This window comes from Pseudomonas sp. SDO52101_S400, assembly GCF_054071635.1.
This window is the reverse complement of sequence record NZ_JBSVWF010000001.1, coordinates 115,236-138,657: the sequence shown is the minus strand read 5'-3', so window position 1 is coordinate 138,657 and position 23,422 is coordinate 115,236. Positions and strand designations below refer to the sequence as shown.

The 23,422-nt window shown below is 61.9% G+C and carries 10 protein-coding genes (1 of these 10 running past the window's edge); 7 read left to right on the top strand and 3 right to left on the bottom strand.

Annotation, left to right across the window (positions count from 1 at the left end; genetic code table 11):
* Positions 1 to 16: 16 nt before the first annotated feature.
* The 7 genes from ACW9HX_RS00480 (at position 17) to ACW9HX_RS00450 (ending at position 9,598) form a co-directional block, all read left to right on the top strand.
* On the top strand, positions 17 to 1,399 hold the full coding sequence (locus ACW9HX_RS00480) for an LLM class flavin-dependent oxidoreductase (RefSeq protein ID WP_457379027.1): 1,383 nt from the start codon (positions 17 to 19) through the stop codon (positions 1,397 to 1,399).
* A gap of 180 nt (positions 1,400 to 1,579) precedes the next feature.
* Positions 1,580 to 3,079 carry a glycine betaine/L-proline transporter ProP gene (gene proP / locus ACW9HX_RS00475; RefSeq protein WP_457379026.1) on the top strand — a complete coding sequence of 500 codons (1,500 nt, stop codon included), beginning with the start codon at positions 1,580 to 1,582 and terminating at the stop codon, positions 3,077 to 3,079.
* Positions 3,080 to 3,207: 128 nt separating this feature from the next.
* Positions 3,208 to 4,047, top strand: coding sequence for a glutathione-dependent disulfide-bond oxidoreductase (gene yghU, locus ACW9HX_RS00470; protein ID WP_457379025.1), 840 nt, complete (start codon positions 3,208 to 3,210; stop codon positions 4,045 to 4,047).
* 53 nt (positions 4,048 to 4,100) lie between these two features.
* Positions 4,101 to 5,600, top strand: a complete 1,500-nt coding sequence (gene glcD / locus ACW9HX_RS00465; RefSeq protein ID WP_457379024.1) for a glycolate oxidase subunit GlcD — start codon at positions 4,101 to 4,103, stop codon at positions 5,598 to 5,600.
* Positions 5,600 to 6,664: a glycolate oxidase subunit GlcE gene (glcE, locus tag ACW9HX_RS00460; RefSeq protein ID WP_457379023.1), complete on the top strand. Its 1,065-nt coding sequence runs from the start codon at positions 5,600 to 5,602 to the stop codon at positions 6,662 to 6,664. The genes glcD and glcE overlap by 1 nt, the downstream gene beginning before the upstream one ends.
* Positions 6,665 to 6,667: 3 nt before the next feature.
* Positions 6,668 to 7,900 carry a glycolate oxidase subunit GlcF gene (gene glcF / locus ACW9HX_RS00455; protein ID WP_457379022.1) on the top strand — a complete coding sequence of 411 codons (1,233 nt, stop codon included), beginning with the start codon at positions 6,668 to 6,670 and terminating at the stop codon, positions 7,898 to 7,900.
* Positions 7,901 to 8,824: 924 nt separating this feature from the next.
* The gene (locus tag ACW9HX_RS00450) at positions 8,825 to 9,598 is read left to right on the top strand and encodes a helix-turn-helix transcriptional regulator (RefSeq protein ID WP_457379021.1); all 774 of its coding nucleotides are present in this window, start codon (positions 8,825 to 8,827) and stop codon (positions 9,596 to 9,598) included.
* Between the two features lie 63 nt (positions 9,599 to 9,661).
* On the opposite strand, the gene ACW9HX_RS00445 is transcribed toward ACW9HX_RS00450, so the two are convergent.
* The 3 genes from ACW9HX_RS00445 to ACW9HX_RS00435 all read right to left on the bottom strand — a co-directional run.
* Positions 9,662 to 11,620, bottom strand: coding sequence for a MacB family efflux pump subunit (locus tag ACW9HX_RS00445; RefSeq protein ID WP_457379020.1), 1,959 nt, complete (start codon positions 11,618 to 11,620; stop codon positions 9,662 to 9,664).
* 2 nt (positions 11,621 to 11,622) lie between these two features.
* Positions 11,623 to 12,771, bottom strand: coding sequence for a macrolide transporter subunit MacA (gene macA, locus ACW9HX_RS00440; protein ID WP_457379019.1), 1,149 nt, complete (start codon positions 12,769 to 12,771; stop codon positions 11,623 to 11,625).
* Positions 12,772 to 12,837: 66 nt separating this feature from the next.
* Positions 12,838 to 23,422: the 3' portion of an amino acid adenylation domain-containing protein gene (locus tag ACW9HX_RS00435; RefSeq protein WP_457379018.1), read on the bottom strand. The gene runs 4,067 nt beyond the window's last position; only the last 10,585 of its 14,652 coding nucleotides appear in the window; its start codon lies beyond the right edge, outside the window — the gene reads right to left on this strand; the stop codon is at positions 12,838 to 12,840.

Sequence of the window (23,422 nt, the reverse complement as noted above, 5' to 3'; positions counted from 1 at the left end):
TCTTGCAGGAACCAAGATGTCCGATCCAAAACCTCTGCTGTTTGCGCTCTATGAACAAGCCAGTGTCGGGTGCGGCGGTGCGCCGAGCCTCTGGACGCACCCGGCTGACGAACGACTGGCGATCAACTCGCTGGGCTATTGGTCGAACTTGGCCCGGATTGCCGATCAGGCGCACCTCGACATGCTGTTCTTTGGTGATGTGCTGGGCTTCTACGATGTGTTCGGCGGCAATGCTGATGCGGCCATGAAATGGGCCGTGGAAGCCCCGGACAACGATCCGCTGATGATCATTCCGGCGCTGGCTGCCGTGACGGAAAACCTCGCGTTTGGCGTCACTGTGACCACCAGCTATGAACATCCGTTTACCCACGCCCGGCGCTTCAGCACGCTGGATCACCTGACCAATGGCCGGGTCGGCTGGAATATCGTCACGTCTTACCTGTCCAGTGCCGCGCGCAATTTCGGGCTGGAACAAATGATCAAACATGATGATCGCTACGAGCGCGCCGAAGAGTTTCTCGATGTGGCCTACAAGCTCTGGGAAGGCAGTTGGGCCGACGACGCCGTGGTCGCCGACAAGGCCCGCCAGCTCTATGCCAGAGGCGACCGGGTGCGCCCGATCAATCACGAAGGCACGCATTATCGGGTGGCCGGCCCGCACTTGACCTCTCCCTCGCCACAACGCACGCCGTTGCTGATCCAGGCGGGCTGGTCGGGGCGGGGTCGCGAGTTTGCGGCCAAGCATGCCGAGCTGATCTTCATTGCAAAATCCAACCCGCAGGAAATCCGCCAGGGTCTGGAAGACATTTGGGCCAAGGCTCAGGCACGCGGCCGTCAGCGTGAAGATGTGAAGTCACTGACGGTGTTGCGCATCGTCACCGCCAAAACCGAAATCGAGGCCCAACGCAAATACGACGAGTTGCAAAGCAACTATCACTTGCAGGCACAACTGGTCAGCTACGCCGGTGACACCGGCATCGATATCAGCCGCTACGCCGACGGCGACGCGCTCTCGACACACACCGAAGGCCTGACCTCTTACGTGATGCGCCCCGATGGCAGCGGCAAGCCGCTGACCGCGGGCGACGTCAAACAGCGCTTCGCCAGCGTCACTCGCGGCAGTGACCTGATCCTGGTCGGAACACCGCAGCAGGTCGCTGATCGCATCGAAGAACACGCGCGAATTTCCGGCACCAGCGGCTATATGCTCAATCCGCTGATCAGCCCTGGCAGCCTTGAAGACTTCGTCGAACTGATCATTCCCGAGTTGCAGAAGCGCGGTTTGTATCGCACCGAACCTCAGCGCGGAACGTTTCGCTCAAGGCTGCGCGACGATGGGTCGAGTCACTTGCCGGCCTCGGCATATGGGGCATCGTTTCGTTTCGACCGAACGCAGTAACCACTTTCGCCATCGGCAAAAAACGAAATCAGTGGTGAATTTTTTCGTGTCCACTTGTATCTGATCTGGAAGAAGCCGTGCCATCAAAGAGATGGCATCGACCAAGGTGAACCGCTCTGGCCCTGGCCTCTTCGGGCCTTTCGGTTTGCACAAAGACAGATCAGATACAGAGTGAATCCCATGGAATCAAAGGCAAGTGTCAATCCGATCGGATTGAAGGACATCACCATTGTCGACGACGCCAAGATGCGTAAAGCCATTACGGCCGCCGCGCTGGGCAACGCAATGGAGTGGTTCGACTTCGGCGTCTATGGCTTTGTTGCCTACGTGCTCGGCAAGGTGTTTTTCCCCGGTGCCGATCCCGGTGTGCAGATGATCGCCGCGCTGGCGACCTTCTCGGTGCCGTTCCTGATCCGGCCGCTGGGCGGCCTGTTCTTCGGTGCGCTGGGCGACAAGTACGGACGGCAGAAAGTACTGGCGGCGACCATCGTGATCATGTCGCTCAGCACCTTTGCCATCGGGTTGATCCCGTCCTATGCCTCGATCGGCATCTGGGCGCCGATCCTTCTGCTGCTGGCAAAAATGGCCCAAGGATTTTCGGTAGGCGGCGAATACACCGGCGCCTCGATCTTCGTTGCCGAATATGCACCGGATCGCAAACGCGGCTTTCTCGGCAGCTGGCTGGACTTCGGCTCCATCGCCGGTTTTGTCCTCGGCGCGGGTGTGGTGGTGTTGATATCCACGATCATCGGCGAAGAGAAGTTCCAGGAATGGGGCTGGCGCCTGCCCTTCTTTCTAGCCCTGCCGCTGGGCATGATCGGGCTCTATCTGCGCCACGCGCTCGAAGAGACGCCGGCGTTCCAGCAGCATGTCGAGAAACTGGAACAAGGTGACCGCGAAGGTCTGGCCGGCGGCCCGAAAGTGTCGTTCAAGGAAGTCGCCACCAAGCACTGGCGCAGCCTGATCACCTGCATCGGCGTGGTGGCTGCGACCAACGTCACCTATTACATGCTGCTCACCTACATGCCGAGCTACCTGTCGCACAACCTGCACTACAGCGAGAATCGCGGAGTGCTGATCATCATCGCGATCATGGTCGGCATGCTGTTCGTCCAGCCCGCAATCGGCTTCATCAGCGACAAGATCGGCCGTCGCCCCTTCATCATCTGCGGCAGCGTCGGCCTGTTCATCCTCGCCATTCCAGCGTTCATGCTGATCAACAGCGGCAAGATCGGCCTGATCTTTTCAGGCTTGCTGATACTGGCCGTGCTGCTCAATTTCTTCATTGGCGTCATGGCCTCGACGCTGCCGGCGATGTTCCCTACCCACATTCGCTACAGCGCGCTGGCCGGCGCTTTCAACGTTTCGGTGCTGATCGCCGGCCTGACCCCGACCGTCGTGGCCTGGCTGGTGGAAGGTACGCAAAATCTGTACATGCCCGCCTACTATCTGATGGTGACTGCCGTGATCGGACTGATCACCGGTGTGACCATGAAAGAAACCGCCAACAAGCCCCTGCGAGGCGCAGCACCGGCGGCTTCGGACATAGAGGAAGCGCGTGAGCTGCTGCAGGAGCACCACGACAACATCGAACAGAAGATCGAGGACATCGACGCCGAGATCGCCGAGCTGCAAGCCAAACGCGATCATCTGGCACAGCAACATCCGCGAATCGAATAACGATATAAAGCGTTGATCGAGCAACAGGGTGGAATTCAAACGCCCTTCTGTGGTGTTCTGTTCGTCAGGAGCCGGTCGTTGTTCTGCCGGCTCACGCCTATTCAGCAGCTGACGATGAGGTTCGTTTCATGAGCAATACGCCTTACGTACCACCCAAGGTCTGGACACACAGCGCACCGTCCGGCGGCCAGTTCGCCAACATCAACCGCCCGGTCGCCGGGCCGACCCACGACAAGGCACTGCCCGTCGGCAAACACCCGTTGCAGCTGTATTCGCTGGCCACGCCCAATGGCGTCAAGGTCACCATCTTGCTCGAAGAGTTGCTGGCGCTCGGGCACACCGGGGCCGAGTACGATGCCTGGCTGATCCGCATCGGCGAAGGCGATCAGTTCTCCAGCGGCTTCGTCGAGATCAATCCGAATTCCAAGATCCCGGCGCTGCTGGATCGCGGTGCGGAGCCGGCGATCCGGGTTTTCGAGTCAGGCTCGATCCTGCTTTACCTCGCCGAGAGGTTCGGCGCCTTCCTGCCCACCGACCTCGCCGGCCGCACCGAAACCCTGAACTGGCTCTTCTGGCAAATGGGCGCGGCCCCCTACCTGGGCGGCGGTTTCGGGCATTTTTATGCCTATGCGCCGGAGAAATTCGAATACCCGATCGACCGGTTCACCATGGAGGCCAAGCGTCAGCTGGATGTGCTTGATCGACGTCTTGCCGAGAGTCCTTACCTTGCCGGAGACAGCTACAGCATTGCCGACATCGCAGTCTGGCCGTGGTACGGGCAACTGGTGCGCAACAACGTGTACGGCGCGGCCGAATTTCTCTCGGCGCACGAATACACCCATGTCCAGCGCTGGGCCGAGGACATCGCCAATCGGCCTGCGGTGATTCGTGGGCAGCGCGTCAACCGCACCTGGGGTGACGAAGCGAGCCAGGTGCCGGAGCGGCATGAGGCGGCTGATCTGGATTAAATCCCTGACACCACCCGCACCCGATAACAAAAACCAGGGGGCCGCGCGCGAGCATGAACATTCTCTACGACGAACAGATCGACGGCGTTCTGCCGGACGTCGACAAAGCTGCGCTGTTGCAGGCGCTGCACAACCAGTGGCCGAAGCTGGAAATCCTGCATCAACGCGAGGATCTCATCCCGTACGAATGCGACGGTTTGTCGGCCTACCGCACTGCACCGATGCTGGTGGTCCTGCCCCGGCATCTGGATGAGGTGCAGGGCGTTTTGCGAATCTGTCATGAGAGAAACGTGCCGGTGGTGGCCCGGGGTGCCGGCACCGGGTTGTCCGGCGGTGCGTTGCCTCTGGAGAAAGGTGTGCTGCTGGTGATGGCACGCTTCAACAATATCCTGCACATCGACCCGGCCGCCCGCACTGCGCGGGTTCAGCCCGGCGTGCGCAATCTGGCGATTTCCCAGGCCGCCGCCCCGTTCGGCCTGTATTACGCGCCGGATCCTTCCTCACAGATCGCCTGCTCCATCGGTGGCAATGTGGCGGAAAATGCTGGCGGCGTGCATTGCCTGAAATACGGCCTGACCGTGCACAACCTGCTCAAGGTCGAGATCCTGACCGTCGAGGGCGAACACCTCACGCTCGGCTGCGATGCGCTCGATTCCCCCGGTTTCGATCTGCTGGCGCTGTTCACCGGTTCCGAAGGTCTGCTGGGCGTGATCACCGAAGTCACGGTCAAACTGCTGCCCAAACCTCAGACAGCCAAAGTCTTGCTGGCCGCCTTCGATTCCGTGGAAAACGCAGGCCACGCCGTGGCCGACATCATTGCCGCCGGCATCATCCCCGGAGGCCTGGAAATGATGGACAACCTGGCCATCCGCGCCGCCGAAGACTTCATCCACGCCGGTTACCCGGTGGACGCTGAAGCCATTTTGCTCTGTGAACTCGATGGCGTCGAAGCCGACGTCCACGATGACTGCATCCGCGTCCGCCAGGTGCTGGAGAACGCCGGCGCGACCGAAGTGCGCCAGGCCAGGGACGAGGCCGAGCGCGTGCGCTTCTGGGCCGGACGCAAGAATGCCTTCCCGGCCGTGGGTCGTTTGTCGCCGGACTATTACTGCATGGACGGCACCATCCCGCGCCGCGAACTGCCTGGCGTGCTGCAAGCCATTGCGCAGTTGTCCGCCGAATACGGCTTGCGGGTGGCCAACGTGTTCCATGCCGGCGACGGCAACATGCACCCGTTGATTCTGTTCGACGCCAATCAACCCGGCGAGCTGGAACGCGCCGAAACCCTGGGGGGCAAAATCCTCGAGTTGTGCGTGAAGGTCGGCGGCAGCATTACCGGCGAGCACGGCGTGGGTCGGGAGAAAATCAATCAGATGTGCGCGCAATTCAATAACGATGAGCTGACCCTGTTCCATGCCGTCAAAACTGCGTTCGATCCTGGCGGCATGCTGAATCCGGGCAAGAACATTCCGACGTTGCATCGCTGCGCCGAATTCGGCGCCATGCATATTCATGCCGGACAACTGCCCTTCCCCGAGCTGGAGCGTTTCTGATGGTCCGAGAAAAGGATGTCGACGACAGCGCCGCACTGCTCGATCAGGTCAATCAGGCGTTGCAGGACGCCACGCCTCTGCGGATTCAAGGCGCGAACAGCAAGGCGTTTCTGGGGCGCATCGTCGCCGGGGAAATCCTCGACACCCGCACCCATCGCGGCATCGTCAGCTACGACCCGACCGAACTGGTGATCACCGCGCGTTGCGGCACTCCGCTGGCCGAACTGCTTGCGGTGCTGGACGCTTCACAACAAATGTTGCCATGCGAACCACCAGCCTTCGCCGAAGACGCGACGGTGGGCGGGATGATCGCCAGCGGACTGTCTGGCCCGCGCCGGCCGTGGTCCGGGTCGGTTCGGGATTTCGTGCTTGGCACCCGAATCATCACCGGTCATGGCAAGCATCTGCGTTTTGGCGGTGAAGTCATGAAAAACGTCGCCGGCTATGACCTGTCGCGGCTGATGGCCGGCAGTTACGGCTCGCTGGGGGTGATTACCGAAGTCTCGCTCAAGGTTCTGCCCAAACCTCGTCAGTGCCTGAGCATCAGCCTGGAAATGGACAGCGAGCGAGCCTTGCAGCGCCTGGCGGAGTGGGGCCAGCAGCCCTTGCCGATCAGCGCCGCTTGCCACGATGGTCAGCGCCTGCATCTGCGTCTGGAGGGAGGTGAAGGCTCGGTGGCCGCAGCCCGTGATCGCCTCGGTGGCGAAATGCTCGATGGCGCCTATTGGGCCGATCTGAATGAACAGCGCCTGGATTTTTTTGATGAAGACCAGCCCCTGTGGCGTCTCTCGGTGCCGAACAACACACCGTCGCTGAGCTTGCACGGCGCGCAAATGCTCGACTGGGGTGGTGCTCAACGCTGGCTCAAATCAGGGGCCGAAGCGGCACTGATTCGCAAGGTGGTTTCGACTGTTGGCGGGCATGCGACCTGCTACAGCCATGGCCTGATCGACGCGCCTTTCCATCCACTGCCGCCCGCCCTCCTGCACTATCACCGTCGACTCAAGCAGCAACTCGATCCGCGGGGCATTTTCAACCCCGGTCGGCTGTACGCGGAGCTTTGAGCCATGCAAACCACTCTCAGCGAAGAGGCCCGGCAACTGCCCCGCGCCCAAGAAGCCGAAAGCATCTTGCGCACCTGCGTGCACTGCGGCTTCTGCAACGCAACTTGCCCGACCTATCAGTTGCTCGGCGATGAACTCGATGGCCCTCGGGGTCGCATCTACCTGATCAAACAGGTGCTGGAAGGCAACGAAGTCACCCGCAAAACCCAACTGCATCTGGATCGTTGCCTGTCCTGCCGCAATTGCGAAACCACCTGCCCCTCGGGCGTGGACTATCACAACCTGCTCGACATCGGCCGCGCGGTGGTCGATGCCGCCGTGCCACGCCCCATCGGCCAACGTTTGTTACGGGGAAGTTTGCGTGGCGTGGTACCCAATCCCGGACTGTTCGAGGGACTGGTCAGTACCGGCCAGATTTTTCGTGCGTTATTGCCCGATGCCCTGCAAGCCAAATTACCGCGCAGCGCCCTCGCAATTACGCCACGCCCCGTCACAAGGCATGCCCGTCAAGTGCTGATGCTCGAAGGCTGTGTGCAACCGGGGTTGTCACCCAATACCAACGCGGCAGCTGCACGGGTGCTGGATCGATTGGGGATCAGCATCACCCCGGCCCGAAACGTCGGCTGCTGCGGCGCCGTGGACTATCACCTGGACGCCCAGGCCACCGGACTTGAGCGTGCCCGTCAGAACATCGATGCGTGGTGGCCGGCCATCGAACAAGGCGCCGAAGCGATCGTGCAGACCGCCAGCGGTTGCGGTGCGTTCATCAAGGATTACGGACACCTGCTGTGCACCGACCCGGCCTATGCCGAGAAGGCGAAAACCGTGAGTGCGCTGGCGAAAGATCTGGTGGAAGTGCTGCGTGAGGAGCCGCTCGAGTCCCTTGGTATTCATGCCGATCAGCGCCTGGCTTTCCACTGCCCCTGCAGCTTGCAACATGCACAGAAACTCGGCGGCGCGGTGGAGTCGGTGCTGACCCGGCTGGGTTTCAACCTCACGACGGTGCCGGACGCCCATCTGTGCTGTGGCTCGGCGGGCACCTATTCGATAACACAACCGGTGCTGGCCCGACAATTGCGCGACCAAAAGCTCAATGCACTGGAAAGCGGCCATCCGGACATCATCGCCACCGCCAATATCGGCTGCCAGGCCCACCTCGACGGCGCGGGGCGCACGCCGGTCAGACACTGGATCGAACTGGTGGATGCCGGGTTGCCCTCGGTGAGCGAGGCGTAGGATTGCTGGTGGCAGTCAAACGATGGGCGAAAAAAAACCGCCTTTGCGGGGCGGTTTTTCGGTAGGCCTCAGTTTGCGGCTGGGGCCTGGTGTCTCACGGACAACACTGACGTGCGGGAATACTATTAATCTTTGGTACTCGTTGCAACGTGATTTTTTGAGTGTTGAATGACGTTATGCGAAGACAAGGTCAACCCTGGCAAGTCTTTAACCTACAAAAACATGCTGACAGAAATAACGAATTACAAAACTCATCAAGTCTTTATCCGGGATCCCCAAAATCACGCCACAAGACAGGTTAATATGCCGTCGCTCACTCGCCAGTGCGTCCATGAGGTTTGGCTGGAACCATAACGGTTTCATGCCCTTCGACACGGTTTTGCACCCGTGCCGGAATGATGGCTCGGAGGGATCACAACCGGCCGCCTCATGGACAACATTGACGTGCATGTCCGAAGGCACACATGATCCGGTAAGTGCGCTGGAGGTTTGGCCCCCGACCTGGAGGCCAAAACGTATGAAGCTTTTGCTGCGTACGCTGAGCCTCGTATGGAGATCGTTTCAAGCTTTTCGCTTTTACGAGTTCCTGCGAGACCATTTTGACAACCTGAAGTAACGGTTGTCGATGCGGGAAAAAGCCCGTTTTGGCTTCGGCTGAAACGGGCTTTTTTTGCCATTAAATACTGTCATTTATCGTATTTTTATCAAATCATTCCTACTCAGCTGTAAGGCATTTCGCTCGCACCTGTCATCCCGACATCCTCCTTACCGTCAGTTATGAGCTAATAGCCCCTTCATTAAACCGTCGCTGAAACGTTGTATTAGGATAGGATCCAATTTCCTGATTCGCTGTCGCCGGGCATGGAGCTGTTTTCCGGTGGTTCAGGAACACGAGTACCACACTGCAAATCATGGATGAACAACATGAACTCACAGCTGTTTCCTCACATTGGCAAGGTCATCGCCAGCACTGGCAGTCGACATTTCCCACGGATGCTGCATGACCTGATCCTGACCCAACTGGCGGTGGACGCCACACACATCAGGCAGATGCGCGTGGAACCGGTCGGACGCGCGCAACCGCGCAGTGAGCCCGAATGCATCAAGGAAGCATCCTTGCTGGCTGAAACGGTGTATTCCGAATTGAGCACTCTGCCGAGCGCCAATGAATTGCCCACTCCCGAACCCTCGACGGTCACCGACGCCTCGCAATTGCATCTGACCCGGCGCAAGGACGGGTATCGCTATGTGATCTCGGTCTACCGTTGCGGTCCGGCAAAACGCTTTTCCGCTCACGAACGCAGTTTGTTGCAGGATATTTCTCCTGTGCTGCTGCCGATGGTGGAGAAGCACATCAACGCCCTGCAACCGGCGAACAATGACGCACTGGGGCAAACCCAGGAACAGTCCGATTCAACCCTGCTGGGCCTGGAAACCCTGCGCCTGCGCTTTTGCGAGCGCGTGGAGCAACTGGGACTGAGCCTGTCGAACCGCGAAATGGAAGTGTGTGTCGGCCTGCTCGCCGGGCGCACCGCGCCTGAACTGGCCGAGCAGTTGCAACTGAAGGTCAACACCGTGGAGAGCTACCTCAAGCGTGCCGCGATCAAACTGGGTATCAGTGGCCGTCACTCTCTGATGCGCTGGATGTATTCGCCGAAGGACTGCCCGGCAGCCTGCGGTCCGTCGAACGCGGCCTGACGACTCACACACCTCTGACGAAACCGCCCTCCTGCAAAGGACGGCGGTTTTTTTGTGCCCCCATCAGTCCCGGGCCAGCGCCTCGATCGGATCGAGTCGCGACGCATTGCGCGCCGGTACGAAGCCAAACACGATGCCGATCAGGGTCGAGCAGAGCACGGCAGTGAGCACTGAAGTCAGCGAGAACACCATTTCCCACTCCTTGATGAACAGCGAGAACAGGTGGCCAATGGCGTAACTCAACGAGATACCGATGGCGCCACCGAGCAGACAGACCATCACCGCCTCCACCAGAAACTGCTGACGAATGTCCGACTGCCGTGCCCCCACCGCCATGCGGATGCCGATTTCACGGGTACGCTCGGTGACCGACACCAGCATGATGTTCATCACACCGATACCGCCCACGACCAGGGAAATCACTGCGATCAGCGAGAGCAGCAAGGCCAGCGAGCGGCTGGTTTTCTGTACCGTCTGCATCACGCTGTCGAGGTTGTTGGTGAAGAAATCCTTGGTGCCGTGGCGCTGCAGCATCAGTTTGTTGACGTTGTCCTCTACCACCTTGCTCGGCTGGCCGTCCTTGATTCGCACGCTGATGCTGTCCAGATAACGCTGGCCCAACAGTCGACCGGCTGCGGTTTCGTAGGGCACCCAGACATTGAGCGACTTGCTCGACGAGAAGATGTTTTTGTTTTCCGCCGCCACACCGATCACGGTGCACGGCAGGTTGCCGATCAGGATCACCTGGCCCAGCGGATCGACCCCTTCGCCGAACAACCGATGGCGGGTGTTGTGATCGATCACCACCACTTGCGCCTGGCGCCGTGCATCGCTTTCGCTGAACGGGATGCCCGACTCCATCTTGATTCCGCGCACCTGGAAGTACAGATCACTGACGCCGTTGACCTGTGCATCGAGGTCGATGTTGCGGTAACGCAGCAACAGATTGCGTCCAACCACCGGCGTGGCGCTGTCGACGTAGTAGAGCTGATTGAGTGCCGTCACGTCGGCGGGCACTAGAGTTTCGATGGCCGCTGAACGGCTGTCGCCGAAACTGGTGCCGGAATAGATATCGATGGTGTTGCTGCCGATGGCCTGGATGTCTTTCAAGACATAACGTTTGGCCCCTTCGCCGATGGCCGAAATCGACACCACCGAGGTGATACCGATGACGATCCCGAGCATGGTCAGCAAGGTGCGCATCCGGTGGGAGATCAGCGCAACCCAGGCCATGTTGAAGGCTTCCTTGAACAACCCGAGGCTGGCCACCAGACGCCGCGCCGCCGTGGACTTGGGCGTCACGGCGTCCTCATTGGTCAACGCCGTGGTGTCGCGCTCATTGCGGCGGTCGCTGAGTATTTCGCCGTCGCTGACTTCAATGATCCGCTCGGCGTTGGCCGCGACCTTGGGGTCGTGGGTCACCAGAATCACTGTGTGCCCGGCCGCGTGCAGCTCCAGCAGAATACGCATCACCTCCTTGCCACTGGTGGTGTCGAGGGCGCCGGTCGGTTCATCGGCGAGGATCACTTCGCCGCCGTTCATCAAGGCCCGGGCGATACTCACCCGTTGTTGCTGACCGCCCGAAAGTTGACTCGGGCGATGCGTCAGATGCCCTTCCAGCCCCAGCCGTGCCAACAGTTCACGGGCCCGGGCATGACGCTGCAGCTCCGGTGTGCCAGCGTAGATCGCCGGCATTTCGACATTGTGCATCGCGCTCAGGTGCGGCAGCAGGTGGTAGCGCTGGAAGATGAAGCCGAAATAGTCACGGCGCAGTTCAGCCAGTGCCTGATTGTCCAGGTCGCGGGTTTCCCGGCCGTTGATCTTGTAGCTGCCGGCCGTGGCGTAGTCGAGACAGCCGAGGAGGTTCATCAGGGTCGATTTTCCGGAGCCCGAAGCACCGATGATCGCCACCATCTCCCCGGGGTTGATCGTCAGGTCGATATTCTTCAGCGCCAGAAATTCACGGTCGCCAGCGGTGAAACTGCGGCTGATGCCGGTCAGTTGCAGCAGAGGTTCGGTCATGCTCATGCCCCTGCCACTTTCGCCACCGGATCACCGATCACCACCCGGTCGCCTTCGGCCAGACCGCCGTTGACCTGCACCTTGACGTTGTTGTTGATCCCGGTCTGCACATTGCGCGACTGCGCCTGGCCCTTGGCGTCCAGCACCCGCACCGGAAAACTGCCGTCATTATTGCGCGGGCCCAGCGCGGCCACCGGTATCGTCAGCACCGATTTGGCGGTGTCGAGCACCACCCGCACCTGGGCCGTCATGGAGATGCGCAAGCGGTGATCAGGATTGGGCACGTCGAACAGCGCGTTGTAGAACACCGCCGTGTTCTGCTTCGGCGTCCCGGCCGGCGGCGCTTCAAGGAAGTTCTGCGGCGCAGGGTCGGTGCCGCGCAGCTTGCCGTAATAACGCTTGTCCTCGCCCAGAATGGTGAAATACACCTCTTGCCCCGGTGCGATATGAATGACGTCGGCCTCCGACACCTGAGCCTTGACGGTCATGGTGTCCAGATCCGCCAGTTTCAGCAGAACCGGCGCCAGTTGGCTGGCGATCACGGTCTGGCCTTCCTGGGTGACGATACCCACCACGTCGCCATCGATGGGCGCGACGATCCGCGTGTAGGCCAGATTGACCTTGGCCGTGTCGATCTGGATGTGCGCACTCTTGATCTGTGCATCCAGCGACATCAGGTTGGCCTGCTGCACTTCATAGTTCGATTGCGCGGTTTCGAAATCCTGCCGCGAGATCGAGGCGTCCTCCTGCAGATTCTGATAGCGCTCGTAAATCGCCTTGGTCTGGCGTAACTGAGCCTGAGTCGCCCGACGCTGGGCTTGCAGGTTTTCTTCATCGACCTGAGCCTGGCGCAGCGTGTTCTGCAGCACCAGCGGGTCGATTTCCGCCAGCCACTGGCCCTTCTTCACCTTGTCGCCGACCTTGACCTTGAGCGACTTCAACTGCCCCGAGACCTGGGCACCGACGTCCACCTGCTTGATGCCCTCCAACAAACCGGTGGCGAGCACCGCGTTTTCAATGTCGCCACGTTCGACCGTGGCGGTCAGGTATTGCGGTGCTTCGGCCGGCGCCTGCACCGTGTAGAACACCAACCCGGCCACCAGCGTCAACGCGACTCCCAGACCGACTTTGCGCAACTTCGACTGTTCCATAAATGACCACAATTCCGTTCAGGGTTGAGCCCGGCCAGCGGCCGGGTTCCAGGATAAAAACTTCAATCAGGACAACACTTGACCCGCCGCCACCGTCAGCCCGTCATGCCACCACGCCGCAAGACTGAAGACGTTGGGCGCCTTGAGAATCGTGAAGTGGTTGCCGGGGCCGTACCACACCGCCAGATCCCTGGCCTCGCGCTGCCAGCCTTCGAGCATCGCCGCCTGTTCGCGTTGATTGCCCGATGCGTCCAGCGTCGGGTCGTCCACCAGCGCCAGACGCACCGGCCCGGTGTAGGCCAGCGCCGGTCGATAAACCGTGCGCAGCGCGGTGGCGAAGGTGCGTACCGGGCCCTGCATCGCATCGACTGACGCGCGCTCGGACAGCACACCCGCATGGACCATCCCGTCATGCAGCAGGCGCATTTGCATAGCGTCATCGGCTTCAGCGAAGGCCAGCGCATCGATGCCCAGGGACTTGCCGCTGGACAGTTGCAGCGACTCGATCAGTCGCAACAACGCCGCCGTCGTGGTGTAAGGCTTGCCCACCACGCTGTTGCCGCCCGGCGATTCACTGTCGATCAGGGTCAGGGACGCCACCTCGCGCCCCGCAGCCTGCAACTGCGCCGCCATGGCGTAGGCCACCCAGCCACCGAACGAGTGCCCGATCAGATGCACCGGTCCTTGCGGGTACAACTGCTCAAGCGCCCGCAGGTAAAACGTGGCGGCGCTTTCGACCCGGCTGTGCGGCACAGTCGCGCCGTCGAGGCCTCGGGGTTGCAACCCGTAAATCGGCCACTCCGGCCCCAGTGCCTCGGTCAGGTGGATGAACCCGGTGACACTGTCCCCCGCCCCCGGCACACAGAAAATCGGCGCATGCCCGGCGTGACCGGTCTGGATCGTCAACAACGGCTGATACGCCCGGGATTCAATCACTGCCGAGGCCTGCAATGCCTGACTGAGCGCCTGACCGAGCACGTGCACATGCGGCGCCTGCATCATGCTCTGGTGATCGCCTGGCACATCGATGCAGCGCAGGAGCGTGGCCGGCACTTCGTCCGACCAGCCCAGGGTCGGGTGACGACGAGACAAGTCCGTCGGATGCTCCTGAGCCCGGAACAGATGCAACGGGATGCCCAATGGATTGATCCGGTAATGCGCCAGCGCATGCCCGTGGGCAACCTCGCGGTCGAGGTAATGCCACAGATCCTGCGGCGCAGCGGCTGCCATCTCCGGATGCAGCAACTGTTCTTCCCGGCAACGCTGCAACAGCGGCTGGAAGTCGATCTGTTCCAGTTCGGTCTGCAGCACCGCCAGATGCGCCAGTGCGGCTTGCCCTGCGTCTCCAAGAGAAGCCCGGTACATCGTGCAGTGCTGCAGCAACTGGCGCTTGTGCGCATGCTCGTCGCTCCAGCGCGCCTTGCCCTGATCGGTCAGGCGCGGCACGAAACTGTCGATCAGACCGACGAACGCCACCGTCTCATCCATGCCGAGCAACTGCATCGCCACTTCATAGGCCAGTACCCCGCCGAACGACCAGCCAGCCAGACGATAAGGCCCCTGCGGCTGCACCGAGCGGATGATCTCCACCATGCGCGCCGCCAGGCATTCCATGGTGCGCAGCGGCATTTTCCCGAACGGGATGCCCGGCAGTCCGTAGATCGGGAAATCACCCTCGATGTGCAAGCCCAGCGCCGGGAAGTAGGCGTCCATCCCACTGAACTCATGCATCAGGAACAACGGCGCGTCTGCGCCTCCGGCACGCACCACGACCAGCTCGTCATTCTGTTGCTCGGCGCCCGTGCGCTGGTTGAGCAGCGTGCCGAGCGACTCGATGCTGGCATGCTGGAACAACTCGGCCAGCGTCACTTCCAGCCCGTTCTGCTGCATCAGGTTGACCAGACGAATCGCCAGTAGCGAGTGCCCGCCCAGTTCGAAGAAGTTGTCATGACGGCCGACCTGTTCGACCTGCAACACCTCGGCCCACAATTGAGCGACGGTTTCCTCCAGCGGATTGGCCGGGGCTTCATAGTCACGGCTGAGCAACGCGTCCTGCGCCGGGGCCGGCAGGGCTTTGCGGTCGACCTTGCCGTTGTTGTTCAGCGGCAGCGCGTCGAGCTGCACCCAGGCCGAGGGCACCATGTATTCCGGCAGACGCGCCTGCAACTGGCTGCGCAGGCTGGCGCTGTCGACGCCCTCTTCGGCGATGAAATACGCCACCAGACGCAGCGGTTCCTGGCCGTCCTGACGGGCCAGCACGATGGCTTCCTTCACACCGTCGCAGTTCAGCAGGCGATTTTCGATTTCCCCGAGTTCGATACGGAAGCCCCGGATCTTCACCTGATCGTCGTTACGACCGATGCATTCCAGTTGCCCCGGCGCGAGCCAGCGTGCGAGATCGCCGGTGCGGTACAGGAGCGCGCCCGGTTGATCGCCGAACAGGTCTTGCAGGAATTTTTCGGCGGTCAGGTCCGGGCGATTCAGATAGCCCAGCGCCACCCCCTGGCCGCCGATGTACAACTCGCCGGTCACGCCCATCGGCACCGGTTGCTGACGAGCATCGAGTACATAGACTTGAGTGTTGGAGATCGGCCCGCCAATCGGCACGCTGTCGGCATCGTCCGCCACTTCGCGCACTTCAAACGTCGTGGCGTAGGTGGTGGTTTCGGTCGGGCCGTAGCAGTGGACGATGCGCAGGTTTGGCGCCTCGGCGAGCAAACGGCGGAAAGCGGCCGGGTCGGCGCGTTCACCACCGCACAACACAATGCGCAGGCCTTTGAGGGCTTCGGGAATCAGCTGCACATACTGATTGAACAGCGCGGTGGTGACGAACAGGATCGTCGCGCCCGAGACCGCCAATTCCTGTCCGAATGCGTGAGGATCAAGCAAGGTCGCGTGATCGATGATCACCACGCGCCCACCGTTGAGCAGCGGTCCCCAGACGTCCATGGTGCTGGCGTCAAATGCCGGGTTGGAGGCGAACGCCACACGATCCTGCGGATTGAAATCGGCGTAGCCGTTGTTGATCACCAGTCGCCCGATGGCCCGGTGCGGCACCATCACCCCTTTCGGCGTGCCGGTGGAACCGGAGGTGTACATGATGTAGGCCACGGATTCCGAAGACTGCGGCAGGTCCGGATTGTGCGGCGGTTGCGCATCAAGCTTCAGCGCATCCAGATCGATCCGGCGCACGGTGTAATCAACCGTTTCAGTGCTCAAGGTCAACAGCGCTTTCGCCCCGCAATCTTCAACCATGAACGCCTGACGCTCGGCCGGGGCGTTGATGTCCAGCGGCACATACGCCGCCGCACATTTGCCGATGGCCAGTTGCGCGATCAGCAGATCCAGCGAACGCGGCAGCAAGATCGCCACGTGGTCGCCCGATTGCACACCCTGCCCGATCAGGTAATGAGCCAGTCGGTTGGCCCGTTGATTCAGTTCCTCATAGGTCAACGCGGTGTTGCCATGCACCGCTGCCATGGCTTGCGGATGCCTCGTCACCTGCTGTTCGAACAATCGATGAACCGTCAACGTCGCCGGGTAATCCCGCTGAGTGGCGTTGAACTCGACCAACAATTGCCGCCGCTCATCCCGCGGCAGGATCGACAACTGATCGATGTCCAGTTGCGGCGTCTGCTCCAATGCCTGCAACAAGCTGCCGACCGCAAGATCCATGTAGTCGCAGATCCGCCCGGCGTCGATCCCGGCCGTGGTCAACGCGGTCAGGCTGAAATCTTCGCCCAGGTCATCGACGCTCAGGCTCAGACGGTAGTTGCTGCGTTCTTCGGCATTGAGCAACTGCATGCCCTGCCATGCCGCCACGACTTCGTCGGACGGCGTGCCACCGCCGCCACTGTGGCGGTAATTGAACAACGCATTGAACAGCGGCGAGCCCGGGGCCATGGCGCTGCATCGTTGCACCAGCGCCAGGGGCGCGTGTTCGTGATGCAGCAAGCGGTTCAAGCGCTGATGGGTTGCCAGCGCGGCTTCTTTCACCGATTGCCCGTCCAGATCGATGCGCAGCGGCAGCGTGTTGATGAACACACCCAGCGCCCGCTCGGCACCTTCACCACCGTGCAACCGGCCGAGCATCACCGTGCCGAACACCACGTTTTCACGCCCGGACAGCTGCCCCAGCACACTGGCCCAGGCCAGGTGCATCAGGCTGGCGGCGCTAATACCCAGACGCCTGGCCTTGGCCCTTACCCGCTGGCTCAGCGCGGTGTCCAGCAGCCGCTGCGCATGCCCGTTGCCGCTGTCCGCAACAGAGCCCTGGCCATACGGCAGGGTCGGCTCGTCGATATCGCCGAGCATGTCACGGAAGAACGTCTCATGTTCCTCCTCGCTCAACCCCGACCGAGTGCGGGCGACGTAAGTGCGATAAGGCACCGGTTCGGCCAGTTGCCGCACCTGGCCGAGCAAGACCGCCTGCATCTCGTGGCGCAGCACCTCCAGCGCAATGTGGTCCATCACCAGGTGATGGAACAGCAGCAGCGCCACCACGCGCCGATTGACCGCGTCCCAGCCGTGCACCACCCGCATCAATGGCGCCTGTGTGACGGCCATGCGGTATTGCCGGGCATCGAATCGACTGCGCAACTGATCAAGTGCATCAGTTGCGCCAGCATCCAGCTCCACCGTTTCACAGACCAGCGACGCCTGACGCCAGACCACTTGCACCGGCTCTTCGAGACCGTCCCAGAACAGCGACGTACGCAGAATGTCGTGGCGTTCGATCACGACCTGCAAGGCTTCGGCAAACACCCGCAGGCGTGACTCATCGGCAAACGCGAATTGCGCCTGCAGCACATACGGATCGCCCTGAGGCGCCGACAAGTGATGAAACAGAATGCCCGCCTGCAACGGTGCCAACGGATAAATGTCCTGCACATTGGCCGCGCCGCCGGGAATGCTGGCGACGATGCGATCGATGGCGGGCTGATCCAGTGCAACCAGTGGCAGCATGTCCGGGGTGATGTGCTTGCAATCCGGCGCAATCCGGTTGGCCGGGATTTCGCTCTCCGTCTCATCGCCGACCGCAGCGGCCAGTGCGGCGAGCGTCGGCTGGTTGAACAGGACGCGCACATCAGCCGTCAGCCCGACATGGCGCATCCGCGCCACCAGATTGACCGCCATCAGCGAATGCCCGCCCAGTTCGAAGAAGTTGTCGTGTCGCCCTACCCGCTCCACCTTGAGCAGTTCGGCCCACAGTCCGGCCAAGAGAATTTCCACCTCGCCGACCGGTGCTTCGTACTCGCGAGTGATCACCGAGGCTTGATCCGGTGCCGGCAAGGCCTTGCGGTCGAGCTTGCCGTTCGGGCTCAGCGGCAGCGCCTCCAGATGCACGAACACCGCAGGCACCATGTAATCCGGCAGGTGCTCCAGCAGATGGCCGCGCAGCACGTCGATTTCCAACCGGGCGCCGGTGTAATAAGCCACCAGTCGTTTGTCTCCCGGCACGTCTTCGCGGGCCAGCACCGCCGCCTCCTGCACGCCTCCGATGTCGGTCAGGCGTGACTGGATTTCACCCAGTTCGATGCGCAGGCCACGAATCTTCACCTGATCGTCGTTGCGGCCCAGGTATTCGATGTTGCCGTCGGCCAGGTAACGGGCGACGTCGCCGGTGCGGTACATCCGGCCGTTGGGCTGGAATGGATCGTCGAGGAACCGCTCGGCGCTGAGCTCTGGACGGTTCAGATAACCGCGCGCCACTTGCACGCCGCCGATATACAGCTCGCCGACCACGCCTTGCGGCACCGGTTGTTGCTGGACATCGAGGATGTAAATCCGGGTGTTGGCGATCGGTTTGCCGATCGGGGTGTTGTCCGGCGTTTGCTCCAGCGGCCCGGCGCAATCCCAGGCCGTAACGTCCACTGCCGCTTCGGTCGGGCCGTACAAATTGTGCAATCCGCTACCCGGCAACTGCTGCTTGAAGCGCCGCACCAGACTGCCCGGCAATGCTTCACCGCTGCACATCACCTGACTCAAACCGTTGCAACGGGCGGTGTCACCATGGGCGAGGAACACGTCGAGCATCGACGGCACGAAGTGCAGCGTGGTGATGCGTTCGCGCTCGATCACTTCGCTCAGGTACAGCGGATCTTTATGACCTCCAGGACGGGCCATCACCAGTCGCGCACCGGTCATCAGTGGCCAGAAGAATTCCCAGACTGACACGTCAAAACTGAATGGCGTCTTTTGCAGCACTGAATCTTCCGCGCTCAGGCGATAGGCGTCCTGCATCCACAGCAGACGGTTGACCACCCCGGAATGCTCGTTGATCACGCCTTTCGGCTGACCGGTGGAGCCGGAGGTGTAAATCACGTAAGCCGTGTGTTGCGGAGTCAGTCCATCGACCGAAGGGTTATCCGCCGACAACGCTTGCCAGGTGTCGTGATCCAGATCGACCACCGGCACCACCACCTCGCCCAACAACCCGCGAGTCGAACCCTGTACCAGCACCGCCGACGGCGCGCTGTCTTCCAGCATGTAAGCCAGACGCTCCAGCGGATACGCCGGATCCAGCGGCACATAACCGCCGCCAGCTTTCAGAATCGCCAGCAGCCCGACCACCATCTCCAGCCCCCGCTCGACGCAGATCGCCACCCGCGCATCCGGGCCGACGCCCAGGTCGCGCAAGTGATGCGCCAAGCGATTGGCCTGCCGGTTCAGTTCGAAATAACTCAGTTGCTGTTCACCGGAGAGTACTGCCACAGCCTGCGGCGACCGCAAGACCTGCGCCTCGAACAGACCGTGAATGCTCTGCTGAAGGTCGTAGTCAACGTCAGTGGCATTGAAGCCACGCAGCAAATGCCGACGTTCATCCTCCGCCAGCACATCAACCTGCTCCAGCAGTACCTGATCGTTGCTGACCATGGCCTGCAACAACTGCTGCAAGTAACCGGCATAACGCTGGATCGTCGATTCATCGAACAGCGCCGTGGCGTATTCCAGCGAACCCCGGATCACGCCTTGCGCCTCGCCCAATGTCAGCGACAGATCGAACTTGGCGAAGTGGCTCGGCTCGGCCACGCCTTCCAGCGTCAGATCACCGAGGGCCAGCGTCGCACCACTGCCGCTGTCCCAGCTCAGCAGCGTCTGGAACAACGGGCTGTGGGACAGGCTGCGCACCGGCCGGGTGATTTCCACCACCTGTTCGAACGGCAGATCCTGATGGGCCTGAGCCTCCAGCGTGGACGCCTTGACCCGCGCCAGCAACGCTTCGACGCTGAGCGCGCCCGAAGTGTCGATGCGTACTGCAAGCGTATTGACGAACAGCCCGATCAACCCTTCGATTTCCGCCCGGTTGCGATTGGCGACCGGCGAGCCGATCACCACGTCCGACTGCCCGGACAAGCGACCGAGCAACATTGCCCACGCACTCATCACCGCCATGTAAGGCGTCACACCATGCCGCTGACACAGCGCCTTGAGCCCTGCGCTCAAACGCTCATCCAGCCGAATGTCGACACTGCTGCCGGCGTAGTCCTGCTGGGCCGGGCGTGGACGATCGGTCGGCAGCATCAGCAAGGCCGGCGCACCGGCCAGGGTCTGCTGCCAGTATTCGCTCTGACGCTGCAAGACTTCGCCGCTCAGCCAGCGGCGCTGCCACATGGCGTAATCGGTGTACTGCAATGCCAGTGGCGGCAGCGGATCGGCCTCACCATGGCTGAACGCCTGGTACAGCGCCATCAGTTCGCGGGTCAGCACGCCCATCGACCAGCCATCGGAGATGATGTGGTGCAGGGTCAGCAGCAGCACATGATGATCATCGGCCAGTCGCACCAGACGTCCGCGAATCAACGGATCGTCCTGCAAATCGAACGGCCCCGAGGCTTCACCCTGAACCAGCGCGAGCAAGGCTTCGTCGGCCTGCGGGTGCTGGCGCAAGTCCTCGACCCGCAGCAGCACACCGCTGTCGAGCGGCGCGATCAGCACCTGGGCTTCATCGTTGAACTGGGCGAAGCGGCTGCGCAGGGTTTCGTGACGCTCGACGATCCGCGCCAATGCCCGTTGCAGGGCCGCTTCGTCGAGGCGACCGCGCAGGCGCAGGCCGAGGGGAATGTTGTAGGCGGTGTTCGCACCTTCCAGCTGCGCCATGAACCACAACCGTTGCTGGGCGAACGACAACGGCAGCGCGCCATCACGCGGCACCGGCATGATCGCCGGTTGCGTACAGCGCCCGGCCTGGGCCAGCACCTCGGCGACCGCTGCCAGTTCGGCATTGGCGAACAGCTCGGCGAGCGTCAGTTCCACCCCCAACCGCTGGCGCACCTGAGACAGCATGCGCATGGCCAGCAGCGAGTGGCCGCCCAGCTCAAAAAAGTGATCATGACGTCCAACCTGTTCGACCTGCAGCACTTCGGCCCAGATCTGCGCCAGGGTGGTTTCCAGTTCACCTTGTGGTGCTTGATAGTCGCGGGTGAACAAGGCGCTGCGATCCGGCGCTGGCAAGGCCTTGCGGTCGACCTTGCCGTTGGCGGTCAGCGGCAGCGCGTCGAGCCTGACGAAGGCCACCGGCACCATGTATTCCGGCAGTTGACTAAGCAGATGCGCCCTCAGGTCGGACACAGCCAGCGCTTCGCCCTGCGTCTGTTCAGTGAAATACGCTACCAGTCGCACCTGCCCGGGTTCGTCTTCACGGGCTACCAGCACCGCTTCCTGGATGCCGGGCAACTGGTTCAAGCGGGTTTCGATTTCCCCCAACTCGACGCGCACGCCACGGATTTTCACCTGATCGTCGTTGCGCCCCAGGTACTCGATGGAACCGTCGGCGCGCCAGCGCGCCAGGTCACCCGTGCGGTACATCCGGCCGTGGTTGAACGGGTCGCGCAGGAAGCGCTCTTCAGTCAGATCCGCACGATTCAGGTAACCCCGGGCCACACCGGCGCCACCCACATACAGTTCCCCGGCCACGCCAATCGGCACCGGGCGCTGCTGTCCGTCGAGCAGGTACACCGTCGCGTTGGCGATCGGTTTGCCGATGTGCAGCGCCTGCCCTGCCTCGACAATGCCCGAGGTGGCAACCACCGTCGCCTCGGTCGGGCCGTAGTTGTTGACCACATCGAACGACTGCTGACGGTTGAACTGACGCAGACGGTCGCCGCCGATCAGCAGTGTTCGCAGGGTCGGGTGTTCGAGATTCTGGCTGAAGGCGTATTCGGCCACCGGTGTCGGCAGGAAGCTCACGTCCAGCGGCTGCGCACGCCACCAGTCGAGCAGCGCGTCCACGTCTTCGCTGCCATCGCGGACCGGCGCCAGGTGCAGGGTCGCGCCGGCGCACAGGGCCGGCCAGACCTCCCAGGCCATGGCGTCGAAGCCGAATCCGGCGAGGCTCGAGGTGTGGCGCCCGGCGCACAGATCGAACGCCTTGCAATGCCAGTCGACGAGGTTGCTCAAGGTGTGGTGTTCGACCATCACACCCTTGGGCAAACCGGTGGAGCCCGAGGTGTAGATGACGTAGGCCAGGTGTTCGCAGGTCAGACCTGGCACTTGTGGATTGCCGGTTTCGGTGTCCGGCCAGGTACGCAAATCAAGATCGATCACCGGCACATCGAGCGCCGGCAAGCGTTCACGCAAATCACTCAGGCACAGCACCGCTACGGGCGCACTGTCGCTCAGCAGATAGTGCAAACGCTCCGCCGGGTGCGCCGGATCCACCGGCACATAACCGGCCCCGGCCTTGAGAATGGCCATCAGCCCGACCAGTGTGTCGAGCCCGCGCCGGGCGACGATGGCCACGCGATCGTCAGGGCGAACGCCCAGCCCGATCAGGTGATGAGCCAACGTATTGGCCTGTCGGTTCAGCTCGGCAAAGGTCAACACCTGTCCCTGACAAATTGCCGCAACCGCCTCGGGCCGTTCGATCACTTGTGCTTCGAATCGCTGCGCAATGGTCAGCCCCGACACAAAATCCGCGTGCGTGTCGTTGAACGCAACCAGCAACTGTTCACGCTCGTGGGCCTGAACCATCTCGAGCTGTTCCAGAGACGCCTGATCGTTGGCAACCATCGCGTGCAGCAGTTGCTCGAAGTAACCGGCATAACGCTGGATCGTCGACTCATCGAACAACGCCGTGGCGTACTCCAGCGCTCCGCGAATTCCCTCGCGGGTTTCGCCGAGGGTCAGTGACAGGTCGAACTTGGCGAAACGGGTCGGACCGGCCACGCTTTCCAGTGCCAGCTCACCCAGTTCCAGCGCCGGCCCAACGCTGTTTTCCCAGCTCAACGTGGTCTGGAACAACGGACTGTGTGACAGGCTGCGCGCCGGCCGGGTGACTTCCACCACTTGCTCGAACGGCAAATCCTGATGAGCCTGAGCCTGCAATGTAAGCATTTTGACCCGACCCAGCAGCGCTTCGACGCTGAGCCCGCCGGATGTGTCGATGCGCAGGGCCAGGGTATTGATGAACAACCCGATCAGCCCTTCGATTTCCGCCCGGCCACGGTTGGCAATCGGCGAGCCGATCACCACGTCCGACTGGCCGGACAAGCGGCTGAGCAGCAGCGCCCAGGCGCTCACCATCGTCATGTACATCGTCACGCCGTGCCGCTGGCTCAGCGCCTTGAGCCCGGCGCTCAGCGATTCGTCGAGCCGGAACTCGACGCTGCTGCCGGTGTAATCCTGTTGCGCCGGACGCGGGCGGTCGGTC